Origin of the sequence: Endozoicomonas sp. ALC013, from assembly GCF_049310205.1 — a bacterium.
In the GTDB taxonomy this organism is placed as follows: Bacteria; Pseudomonadota; Gammaproteobacteria; order Pseudomonadales; family Endozoicomonadaceae; genus Endozoicomonas.
In genome coordinates this window covers 1-11,625 of the sequence record NZ_JBLYNS010000145.1, presented here as the reverse complement: position 1 = coordinate 11,625, position 11,625 = coordinate 1, and the positions used below count along the sequence as shown (strand labels likewise).

General features: G+C 48.4%; 9 protein-coding genes and 2 tRNA genes. 3 read left to right on the top strand and 8 right to left on the bottom strand.

The annotated features are described in order from the left end of the window. The 4 genes from crr to gap all read right to left on the bottom strand — a co-directional run. Nucleotides 1-506, bottom strand: a 506-nt coding sequence (gene crr, locus ACO6V1_RS19645; protein WP_422468125.1) for a PTS glucose transporter subunit IIA, incomplete at its 3' end; no start/stop codon positions are given. A 188-nt stretch (nucleotides 507-694) separates the two neighbouring features. Continuing rightward, nucleotides 695-1,675: a 6-phosphofructokinase gene (gene pfkA / locus ACO6V1_RS19640; protein WP_422450278.1), complete on the bottom strand. Its 981-nt coding sequence runs from the start codon at nucleotides 1,673-1,675 to the stop codon at nucleotides 695-697. A gap of 69 nt (nucleotides 1,676-1,744) precedes the next feature. Further along, nucleotides 1,745-3,178: a pyruvate kinase gene (gene pyk, locus ACO6V1_RS19635; protein WP_422450277.1), complete on the bottom strand. Its 1,434-nt coding sequence runs from the start codon at nucleotides 3,176-3,178 to the stop codon at nucleotides 1,745-1,747. 348 nt (nucleotides 3,179-3,526) lie between these two features. Further along, the gene (gene gap, locus ACO6V1_RS19630; RefSeq protein ID WP_209200596.1) at nucleotides 3,527-4,537 is read right to left on the bottom strand and encodes a type I glyceraldehyde-3-phosphate dehydrogenase; all 1,011 of its coding nucleotides are present in this window, start codon (nucleotides 4,535-4,537) and stop codon (nucleotides 3,527-3,529) included. A gap of 1,191 nt (nucleotides 4,538-5,728) precedes the next feature. On the opposite strand from gap, the gene ACO6V1_RS19625 reads away from it, so the two are divergent. Then, nucleotides 5,729-6,022 carry a hypothetical protein gene (locus ACO6V1_RS19625; RefSeq protein ID WP_422450276.1) on the top strand — a complete coding sequence of 98 codons (294 nt, stop codon included), beginning with the start codon at nucleotides 5,729-5,731 and terminating at the stop codon, nucleotides 6,020-6,022. A 69-nt stretch (nucleotides 6,023-6,091) separates the two neighbouring features. On the opposite strand, the gene adhE is transcribed toward ACO6V1_RS19625, so the two are convergent. Both adhE and ACO6V1_RS19615 read right to left on the bottom strand, forming a co-directional pair. Next, nucleotides 6,092-8,707 carry a bifunctional acetaldehyde-CoA/alcohol dehydrogenase gene (adhE, locus tag ACO6V1_RS19620; protein ID WP_422450275.1) on the bottom strand — a complete coding sequence of 872 codons (2,616 nt, stop codon included), beginning with the start codon at nucleotides 8,705-8,707 and terminating at the stop codon, nucleotides 6,092-6,094. 48 nt (nucleotides 8,708-8,755) lie between these two features. Further along, nucleotides 8,756-8,968 carry a hypothetical protein gene (locus ACO6V1_RS19615; protein WP_422450274.1) on the bottom strand — a complete coding sequence of 71 codons (213 nt, stop codon included), beginning with the start codon at nucleotides 8,966-8,968 and terminating at the stop codon, nucleotides 8,756-8,758. A gap of 583 nt (nucleotides 8,969-9,551) precedes the next feature. On the opposite strand from ACO6V1_RS19615, the gene fbaA reads away from it, so the two are divergent. After that, entirely contained in the window at nucleotides 9,552-10,625 is a 1,074-nt protein-coding gene (gene fbaA / locus ACO6V1_RS19610; protein WP_422450273.1) for a class II fructose-bisphosphate aldolase, read from the top strand. A 176-nt stretch (nucleotides 10,626-10,801) separates the two neighbouring features. Then, on the top strand, nucleotides 10,802-11,023 hold the full coding sequence (locus ACO6V1_RS19605) for a hypothetical protein (RefSeq protein ID WP_101745863.1): 222 nt from the start codon (nucleotides 10,802-10,804) through the stop codon (nucleotides 11,021-11,023). A 258-nt stretch (nucleotides 11,024-11,281) separates the two neighbouring features. Here ACO6V1_RS19605 and ACO6V1_RS19600 read toward each other — a convergent pair. After that, a tRNA-Glu gene (locus tag ACO6V1_RS19600) sits at nucleotides 11,282-11,357 on the bottom strand. Nucleotides 11,358-11,497: 140 nt separating this feature from the next. Then, nucleotides 11,498-11,573, bottom strand: a tRNA-Ala gene (locus ACO6V1_RS19595). Nucleotides 11,574-11,625 lie beyond the last annotated feature (52 nt).

Here is an 11,625-nt window from a genome sequence, read left to right as displayed (position 1 = left end):
CACTTCATATATACAGTCAACAGCGTATCAGTCCCAGCCTGCACATTCCCTGTGGACTTCTCCAGATGACTGACATCATCCATATTGGAGATCACAATGGGCGTTACCACACTTCTCGCCTTTTCCTTCAGCAAAGTAAGATCCACTTCAACCACAGGATCACCCGCTTTAATCCGCTGCCCTTCTGTCGCTATCCGTTTAAAGCCCTCCCCTTTCAGCTCCACGGTGTCAATGCCAAAATGGACAAACAGCTCAACGCCCGAGGGGGTTTCCATACTGAAAGCATGATTGGTTTCAAAAATCTTGCCAATCACACCATCACAGGGCGCGACCATAATATGCCCGGTTGGACCAATGGCCAGACCATCTCCCACCACCTTGTCGGCAAACACCGGATCCGGAACGTCCTCTATGGGAACAATCTTACCCGTCAAAGGTGCCTTCAGGACTGTTCCCTCATTCGAGCCAAAGCCCAGACTTTTTTTGAGAGAGTCAAAGATAGCCATAACTGTTACCTGCGGCTGTTACAACAATCTTCTGTGAAGCTTGCTCGTGGCATGAGATCGCTTCACAGATGCGGGACCGGCTGATACCGGCTGGGAGGAAAGCAAAAAGCCTCTTGTTCAGAGGCTTTTCCGACTTAAAGAACTTTAGTCATCTGCTGATCAGCATTCAACCATTGGACACCAGAGAATCAAACCGAAACGATTTCAGCCACTTTCATCAGGTGATTGTCAATCTGGTTGTGCTTACTGATTGCTCTTTCCAGCGGGGTTTTCACCACCTGCTGGTCACGAACGCCGACCATAATACCACTGTCGCCATTGCGCAGCGCTTCTACAGCAGCAACACCAAGACGACTGGCCAGAACACGGTCAAAGCAGGTAGGCTTGCCACCACGCTGGATATGCCCCAGCACGGTAACCTTCACTTCATATTCAGGAAAGTTTTCTTCCACAGCGCGGGACAGTTCAAAAACACCGCCACTGCGATCACCTTCAGCAACCACAATAATGCTGGAGGTTTTGCCCGCACGGCCACTCTTCTGCAAAGATTCCATGAACACTTCAACCGTCTTTTCCTGCTCAGGAATCAGGATATCCTCTGCACCGGAAGCAATACCCGTGTTCAGAGCAATAAAGCCGGCATCACGGCCCATCACTTCAATGAAGAACAGGCGGTTGTGAGAAGTTGCAGTATCACGAATCTTATCGATGGCTTCGACAACGGTATTCAGGGCTGTGTCATAACCGATGGTGAAGTCTGTCCCGTAAATGTCATTATCGATGGTACCGGGAACGCCAATACAGGGCAGACCATGCTCTTCTTCCAGCAGCATGGCACCGGTGAATGAACCATCACCACCGATCACCACCAAACCATCCAGCTCAGCAGCCCGGGCATTTTCGTAAGCCTTTACACGGCCTTCTTTGGTGCGGAACTCCTGACAGCGGGCTGATTTCAGGAAGGTCCCCCCCTGATTAATGATATTGGCAACCGTCCGGGCATCCGCCACTTCCATACGGTTTTCAATCAACCCTTTGTAGCCTTCCTGAATCACTACGGGAACAATACCGTAGTAAATGCAGGCACGAACAGCGGCACGGATGGCCGCATTCATACCGGGAGCGTCGCCCCCGGAAGTCAAAACTCCGACTCTCTTTAATTCGGTCATGCCAGGCTCTTCTCCTTCCAAGTGCCTAACTGCTGGTAAAGCAATTAGAAATAAATAGGTTCTGTTGACTCAGCTTACGCTGATAATCTGCATGGTGTTGGTACCACCTTCGATTTCCTGACTTTCGCCTTTGGTCAGAATAATCTTGTCGCCTGCTTCCAAAAGACCAAGCTCTTTGAGGACATTAATTGCACGTCCATTGACTTCCGGGCCGTACTCAGTACCACTGTCAAAAGCCACCGCTTCCACGCCACGATACAGGGCAACCCGGCGCTCGGTAGTCTGGTAACGCGTCAGGGCAAAAATAGGAAGGCGGGTATTGATTCTGGACATCCACAGCGGTGTGGCACCACTTTTCGTCAGACAGACGATGGCCTTAATGTCACTCTGATGGTTAGCTGCAAACAGGGTTGCCTGAGCGATGGCCTCATCAATATTGGTAAACTGACCAATGCGGCGCTCCGTCATGTACTCAACGGACTGTTTTTCAGCACCGAGACAAATGCGACTCATGGCCTTGACCACTTCATCCGGGCGCTTACCGGTGGCGGTTTCACCGGATAACATCACGGCATCAGTGCCATCCAGTACCGCATTGGCGACGTCAAACACTTCTGCCCGGGTTGGTTGCGTGTTGTGAATCATGGACTCCATCATCTGAGTGGCGGTAATGACCGGTTTATTCAGACGACGGGCTTCACTGATCATGTGCTTCTGGGCACCAATCAGCTCAGGATCACCAATTTCGACACCCAGGTCACCACGGGCAACCATCACGGCATCGGATGCGGAAATAATTTCAGCCAGCAGGTCATGGTCGTTCACCACCTCGGCCCGCTCAATCTTGGACAGTATAGCGGCGGTTCCGCCAGCTTCATGGAGTAGACGACGGGCTTCTTCAACATCGCTGGCATGACGGACAAAAGATACTGCCAGATAGTCCACTTCCAGCTCAGCCGCCAGAAGAATGTCCTGCTTATCTTTTTCCGTTAATGCCGCCGCAGAAAGACCACCACCCTGAAGGTTAATGCCCTTGTTGTTGGACAGCTCACCGCCATTGATCGCTTTGGTCTTTATGCTCGGACCATCAATAGCCATGACTTCCAGGCTGATCCGCCCGTCATCAAGCAGCAGTATGTCACCAACCTTGCAGTCGTTTGGCAGATCTTTATAACCGAGCCCCACCTGGGTTTCATCGCCGTCATCAATGGGAAGGCTGGCATCCAGGTGAAAGGTTGCGCCATCCGGAAGGTGAATCTTGCCATTCTGGAAACGGCCAATGCGAATCTTTGGCCCCTGCAGATCACCCAGGATAGCAACCGGACGGTTCAGCCTTGCAGCAATTTCACGAATGGTTTTGGCACGGGCTTTGTGATCTTCCGGATCACCGTGGGAGAAGTTGAGGCGAACAACGTTGACGCCAGCTTCAATAAGCTTTTGCAATTGTTCTTCAGATTCTGTTGCAGGTCCCAGGGTTGCGACAATTTTTGTGCGTCTGAGCATAATAATCCTCTCGCTTGTGAACCCGCCGCTGTCGTGGGAGCCTTCAGCCTCCACCGGAGTCTACAGCAAGCGACAGGCCTTAAGTAGTTAACCAAATGAAATTTGGCCAACTACTTAATGGATTAATGATGTGCATGGCAGCCGTTCACAACCTGTACACCTCTGCTCTGCAGGACAAATGTATTGAACGGAGTGCAAACAAAAGAAGAAAGTGCCGTTAGAGTATAGGAGCCATCTTGCCCCGTAGCACTGTCTTCTCTTTGTTTACCAACAGCCAACGTATATCATTTATCGTAACCAGCACAGGCCCGTTAAACGAGCCTGTGTTGAGTTCACTGGGTGAATGCCTTACGCGTTCATCAGGGCCTTGGCCGTATCCAGCATACGGTTGGAGAAGCCCCACTCGTTGTCGTACCAGGACATAACCTTAACCAGGTTGCCCAGAACACGAGTCTGAGTAGCATCGAAGTTGGAAGAGAACGGACTGTGGTTGAAGTCCATGGAAACCAGCTCTTCGTTGTTCACAGACAGAACAGTTGCCATGGCCGGGTTGGACTTGGCAGCAATAGCAATGATTTCGTTCACTTCTTCAACGGTGGTTTCACGTGCAGCAACGAAGCTCAGGTCCACCAGAGAGACGTTGATGGTCGGTACGCGAACCGCCATGCCGTCGAACTTGCCTTTCAGTTCAGGAACAACTTCACCCACAGCAGCAGCAGCACCGGTAGCGGTTGGAATCATGTTCATGGCAGCGGCACGGGCACGGTACAGGTCAGAGTGGTATACATCGCTCAGACGCTGGTCGTTGGTGTAAGCGTGGATAGTGGTCATCAGACCCTTATCAATGCCCAGAGCATCGTTCAGAGGCTTGGCGATAGGAGCCAGACAGTTAGTGGTGCAGGATGCGTTAGAAATAACGGTCATATCTGCAGTCAGAGTGTCGTGGTTCACACCGTAAACGATGGTAGCGTCAACGTTTGAGCCAGGCGCAGAAATGATAACTTTCTTGGCACCAGCATCCAGGTGTGGCTTGCAGGAATCTTTGGAACGGAAAACACCAGTACATTCAAAGACAACGTCAACACCCAGCTCGCCCCATGGCAGCTTGGAAGGGTCACGCTCAGAGAAAGTCTTGATTTCATCACCGTTTACGAACAGAGCACCTTCGCCTTCTTCAACCTGTGCGTTGAAACGGCCATGAACGGTGTCGTACTTAGTCAGGTGAGTATTGATTTTGGTGTCACCCAGATCATTAATGGCAACAATCTGGTATTCATCGCGACGGCCAGCTTCGTAGAGTGCGCGCAGTACGTTGCGACCGATACGGCCGTAGCCATTAATAGCAATCTTGATCATGATGTCTCCAATACCGTTAATCAAAGCGGAATTACCGCCCTGCCTCTAGTAAAAAGGATTTCGTCAGCGAATGCAGCACAGTAAATACACCTATCGCAAACCCCAAACACCTAACTACAGGGTTTAACGGCAGATCACAGATTTTACCCAGTCACAGCACCACTAAAAACAAACAACAACATTGATTAGCTGTCGCATTTCGAAATCCACTCCACAGGACTTGTATCCCTGAAGCACATAAACTTACGGACAAGGGTTGACTTCTTGGTGGTACGAAGTTACAAATATGCAAAATAAAACAATACATAACACATAATTTCACACCGCTTCTCATCCGGGATCAACCGATTGTCGAAGCCACTGGTTAGCTTCATAGGTCACCAGTGTGATATAGAGTTTGATCGAAAAACCGGAATTCAGCAAAGCCGTCACAGTTTTGATTGATTCCGAATTCTTATATGTACTCCCAACGAACCACGCTATTACGCTGTCTTAGCCAGTCAGCAAGATCCGTTGTCATCATACATTCAGATCAGCACCTTTACCTAAATGGATAATGCGGACTGTAATCCCCCTAGTCAAGCCCGTTACAGGCCCACTCACCGCTACACCAATGCAAGATCTTATTTATCGACATTATCAAATATGAACATGAATCGGTGACCACAGAGTTCTAATCACAAGACTCTGACGAACTATTCAACAATAAAAAAACGACAGAAACCACCTACGTATCTGAAGAGATACGCTTAAAATATCTCAAAGCTGCCGTAACTCAGGGTTGAAAGCAAAAAAACAAAAAAAACCAATTTTAAGCAATATAATCCATTAACAAGCACACCAACAGAGACAACTGTTCCATCCCATCAAAAAACAACAACCAAAAAAACATAGTTACAAGACAGAAAGCAAGACATCAGTAAATGTATGATCCTTTCACCACCAGAAAAATGTAATTTTTTTGTAATCAGTCATTTTTAAACGCCAGGCAATCTGACTGGTTATGATTAGATTCATCAAATATTTCATTTTTTATAAATAAAAAATATAACCGCAGAAACAGGCCCAAAAAAATTAAACACTCAATAACATCACAGAACACAACAAATCGATTTTTCTGCTGATACCCAGACCCTCAACATCAAGTAAACTGGTAATATCATTCTTCTTATCGTTTATTAATATTGGTCTTTTATGAAACAGCTATTTATTGTCGGGATGCTGATTTTTTCTTCCACGATCACCGCCGAAGTGCTGAATTGCGAGCAAAAGCAATCGGTTTGTGCAGCCAAATGCAAGGCATCGAGTCTTATCAATGAGCAGGACAACAGCACTTGCAAAGCACAATGCCTGGGAGAGCGAACTGCCTGTGAACTGGAACAAGGCAAGGAGTCAGCGGGAAAACTTGCCACACAGGCAAAAGATGCAGGCCAGTCTCTGATGGACAAAATGAAAGCCTTCTGGGATGGACTAACCCACAGCCAATAACAACTACTTAAAAAAAAATGCCTCTAACCAAGCTCTGATTAGAGGCATACGACCTATTTCAGACGAAGGTTATTTGCCGTAATAAGCCTTGGTGAGCAGTGCCTCAAGCTCGGAAATCAATGGCAAACGAGGATTCGCCGTTGTGGTCTGATCTTCAAAGGCGTGGTTAGCCAGCATGCTGATTTTACTCTTGAACAGCGACTCATCCACACCAATCTCCTGAAGGGACGCAGGCATATCCAGGCGCTTCATCAAATCACGAACCGCATTGGCCAGGGATTTAACGCCCTCTTCCGGCGTCTTGGCGGGCAGGCCCAGCATTTTGGCAATCTCAGCATACTTCTCGTGGGCAATGTAATACTGATATTTCGGGAATGATGCCACCTTGGTGGGATTAGGGCAGCCGTTATACTCAATCACGTGAGGCAATAATACCGCATTGGCCTGGCCGTGAGAAATATGCAATTCATTACCCAGCTTATGGGCAATCGCATGGTTGACGCCCAGGAAGGCGTTGGCAAATGCCATGCCGGCAATACAGGACGCATTGTGCATTTTCTCGCGGGCTTTTCGGTCAGCGGTTTCATAAGACTGCGGCAGATAATCGAAGACCAGCTGAATCGCTTTCATCGCCAGAGCATCGGTGTAATCTGAAGCCATGATCGACACATAAGCTTCCATGGCGTGAGTCAGCACATCCAGGCCGGTATCTGCTGTCACTTTCTTCGGAACAGTCAGTACCAGGTTAGGATCAATAATGGCCACATCCGGAGTCAGCTCATAGTCAGCCAGTGGGTACTTGGCCCCTTTTTCCTTATCGGTAATAACAGCGAAGGACGTTACCTCAGAACCGGTACCGGAAGTGGTCGGAATCGCAACCAGCTTCGCCTTCTTACCCAGATGCGGGAACTTGTAGACGCGCTTGCGGATATCCAGGAATTTCTGGGCCATACCGGCAAAGTCAGCATCCGGCTGTTCATAGAAAAGCCACATTCCCTTGGCTGCATCAATGGGTGAACCACCGCCCAGGGCAATAATCACATCCGGATTAAACCGTGCCATTTCCCGGGCACCATTGCGGACGGTTTCCAGACTTGGATCAGGCTCAACCTGATTAAAAATTTCAACCTGAACCGGCGTTGTACGCTTTCTCAGGTGGTAAAGGATTTTATCGACATAACCCAGGGACTGAATAATCTCATCAGTAACAATAAATACACGAGAGATGTCCTGCATCTTTTCAAGGTACTGAAGAGAGTTGGCCTCGAAGTAAATCTTTCTGGGAAGCTTAAACCACTGCATGTTGACCCGGCGCTTGGCAACACGCTTGACATTGATCAGGTTTACCGCAGATACGTTGGAGGTGGTACTGTTACCACCGTAGGTACCACAACCCAGAGTCAGGGAAGGCATATTGGTGTTGTAAATATCACCAATGGCACCGTGGGTACTGGGTGAGTTGATAATGATACGACCGGCTTTCATGGCCAGAGAGAACTCATCAATCACCTGGTTATCCTGGGCATGCAACACGGCAGAGTGTCCAAGACCACCAAAATTGAGCATTTGATCCGCCAGCTCAACAGCATGATGGGTATCTTTCGCCTTAAGCACTCCCAGAACCGGAGAGAGCTTTTCCCGGGACAGCGGAAACTCAGGACCGACACCTTCAATTTCTGCAGCCAGAATACGAGTATTCCCAGGCACCTTGATACCGGCGAGTTCGGCAATATAAGACGGCTTCATACCGACAATCTTACTGTTGACATGCCCGTCATGAATGACAACTTCAGCCAGTCGACTGGTTTCCTCTGGCGTAGTGAAGTAAACATTCTGGGACTTCAGCTCTTTGACCACCGCTTTATAGACCGCCTGATGCACAATCGCGGCCTGCTCAGAAGCGCAGATCATGCCATTATCGAAGCTCTTGGACATCACCAGGTCATTACAGGCCTGCTTGATATCTGCAGACTGGTCAATAATGCAAGGTACGTTACCAGAACCTACGCCCAGGGCAGGCTTACCGGAAGAGTAGGCTGCGCGCACCATGCCGGAGCCACCGGTCGCCAGAATAACGGCGACTTCAGGGTGCGTCATCAGCTTCTGAGTCGCTTCAATGGAAGGGTACTCGACCCACAGCACACAGTCTTCAGGGGCACCGGCCGCAACCGCCGCATCGCGAACAATCCGGGCAGCTTCACTGGAACATTTCTGAGCGGAGGGGTGGAAGGCAAAAATAATCGGGTTACGGGTTTTGGTAGAAATAATGGACTTGAACATGGTGGTGGAGGTCGGGTTAGTCACCGGAGTCACCCCACACACAATGCCTACAGGCTCAGCAACCAGCATGAAATCTTCTTCGGCGTTGTCTTCAATAACGCCTACGGTCTTATCGTATTTGATGGAGTGGTAAACATATTCGGTGGCAAAGATGTTTTTGGTCACCTTATCTTCCAGGATACCACGACCGGTCTCCTCAACAGCCATTCGAGCCAGCTCCATATGAGCTGCCTGACCCGCCAGAGCCATAGCCCTGGTGACCCTGTCGACATCTTCCTGAGTCAGCTTGAGAAACTTCTCCCTTGCCACCATTGCCCGCTCAATTAACGCATTAATCTGAGCATCAACATCCTGAACAACTGCATCTTTATTTACAGTTTTTCCAGCCTGCTTTTTTCCGGCCATGATTATCGCCCTCTATCTAGTAGTTAACCAAGATAACCTTTAAAAAAACTATCTATTATTCCGAGGCTGTTTTTTTATATCTTTGCCCAGAATAGAAATGCTGTTTAATAAGCTGGCAATCATCAGGTCTCCGTCTTCTATTTCAACCTCCTCAAGATAGTGCATCCTGAGTATTAATGCCTGACCATTGCCATTTATTGGTAAACTCTCAACTTCGATAAAATTGCCTGCGTTAGGCTTTGCAAGTTCATTGGGTATCACAAAATTTTTATTCCAAATAATTATTTAAAAATATTTTTTATTTGACTTAAGGTATATATCGCTCTCTGTCTTCAGCATTACAACACAAGAAAACCTCAAAAAAACTGATTCAAATCAAAAAACCACTATTGATTTTTTTTGCCAAAAGAGGACCAAAATAGATCAACAGCATTCATACATTGACATGCTTTTTTCCAGACTAAATCTTCGGAAAAACTGTTAAAAAACGGCCTTCTCAATAAAAACCAATAAACTGAAACAACACTTTCAAAATCCGGCCACTGAAAAAAACACAACCACATTGAAAAAAACAGAAACAGACAACAATAAACAACAGTTATAAAATCCCCCCGCCATAGTTTTTTATTAATCAGGAAAAAAGGCTTTACCTGTTGTAACCTTTCCGTATCATTAGCAAGGATTTGAAGTGTCTAATCCGGAATTTCTCAGCCCTGATGACAAAATGCCGAACGATTCGGTTATGTCGCTATGCTCAGGCAGCTGCAAGAATAGAAGTCCTGACCAGACACGGTACTCAAACTGAAACACACTGTTAACCCCTGATCGAGGAAGAATCAGCCACATGTCCCAAAAAATCCTGGACCTGGTAAAGCCAGGCGTAGTTACCGGCGATGACGTTCAGAAAATCTTTGAAGCTGCCAAGGCCGGTGAGTTTGCGCTGCCAGCAGTGAACGTTGTTGGTACCGATTCAATCAACGCAGTTCTTGAAGCTGCGGCAAAAGTGAAGTCTCCTGTTATCATTCAGTTCTCCAACGGTGGTGCGTCCTTCTTCTCAGGTAAAGGCCTGAAGACTGACCCTGCCGGTGCCCTGGGTGCCATTGCCGGTGCAAAATACGTCCACGCAGTTGCTGAAGCTTACGGCATCCCTGTAATCCTTCACACTGACCACGCCGCACGCAAACTGCTGCCATGGATCGATGCTCTGCTGACTGCGGGTGAAGAGTTTTACGAGCAGCACGGCAAGCCACTGTTCTCTTCGCACATGATCGACCTGTCTGAAGAGTCTCTGGAAGAAAACATTGCCACCTGCGCCGAATACCTGACGCGTATGGCCAAGATGGACATGACACTGGAGTTCGAACTGGGCTGCACTGGCGGTGAAGAAGACGGCGTTGACAACTCTCACATGGACAGCTCCATGCTGTACACCCAGCCAGAAGACGTAGCCTACGCTTACGAAATTCTGAGCAAGATCAGTCACCGCTTCACCATCGCCGCTTCTTTCGGCAACGTTCACGGCGTATACAAGCCAGGTAACGTTCAGCTGACACCGAAGATTCTCGACAACTCCCAGAAGTACTGCTCTGAGAAGTTCGGCCTTCCGGCCAAGTCACTGAACTTCGTATTCCACGGCGGCTCCGGCTCTACCCTGGAAGAGATCCGTGAATCCGTCTCTTACGGCGTAGTAAAGATGAACATCGACACAGACACCCAATGGGCGTGCTGGGAAGGCGTTCTGAACTACTACAAGAAGAACGAAGCTTACCTGCAGGGCCAGCTGGGCAACCCTGAAGGTGCCGACAAGCCAAACAAGAAGTTCTACGACCCACGGGTTTGGCTGCGAGCTGGCCAGGAGTCCATGATCTCCCGTCTTGAGCAAGCCCATAATGACCTGAGCAGTATCGACGTGCTGTAATCAGAGCCAGGCACCGGCATTTGCCGGTGCCTATCCCCCTTCGCCAGAACCTCTCAAGCCAGAATCCCCCCTCTCAAAACATCAAAAGCAGCGAAATCCCCCGTTTCTTCTAAACTCTTTAGTACTTTTGACGATAAATCCACACAACTCTAAACAAAAAAGAATGGGGGAAGACCATGCCCAGACAGAAAGCACAACCCAAAAGCACCACCACAAAAAATAAGCAGCAAGCCAAATCATCCAATGATGAATGGGTCGGGCTCAGCTTCCGAGTATCTCCTGAGTTTTCCAGGGAATTCAAGGTGTATGCGGCCAAGAATGACTTTAAGCTGGTTGATTTACTGAAAGAAGGCTTTAAAGCTCTGAAAAAGCAGAGACGTCAGTCCCAGACTCGTTAAGGCTCACTTAAGCCAGAGATCGATCCAAGTCAGAGTAAGACAAAGGATTGGTGGGTAAAGGGGAACAAGAAAATTCACACAAAAAAAATCAGCCATCAGGCTGATTTTTTTTGATTGGATGTTTAAATGAGGCTGACTCTTGTAACAAGTAAGTTCTACCTCAACGCTGGCAAGCGCTGTATTCTGCCAACTGAGCTATTCTGACTGCGAAGGTGATTTTAAGATTTTTTCAGCCCCGACTCTCTGAAAGAGAATAAGTGGCGTCCCCTAGGGGACTCGAACCCCTGTTACCGCCGTGAAAGGGCGGTGTCCTAGGCCACTAGACGAAGGGGACGCAAAACCTCCTGACTTAAATGATGCAGTCATCACTTAAGCTCTAGATTTGGAAAAAAGCATGCACTCTTGTCACAAGAAAGCGTGACGCCACCCTGGAAAAAGCGTGGTCTAACAACCGAGTAATTACCGCAATAGAAATGGTGGAGCTAAGCGGGATCGAACCGCTGACCTCAACACTGCCAGTGTTGCGCTCTCCCAGCTGAGCTATAGCCCCATATCAACCTGTCGCATTATGCCATTCTGGATAACAAATACAACATTTTGAT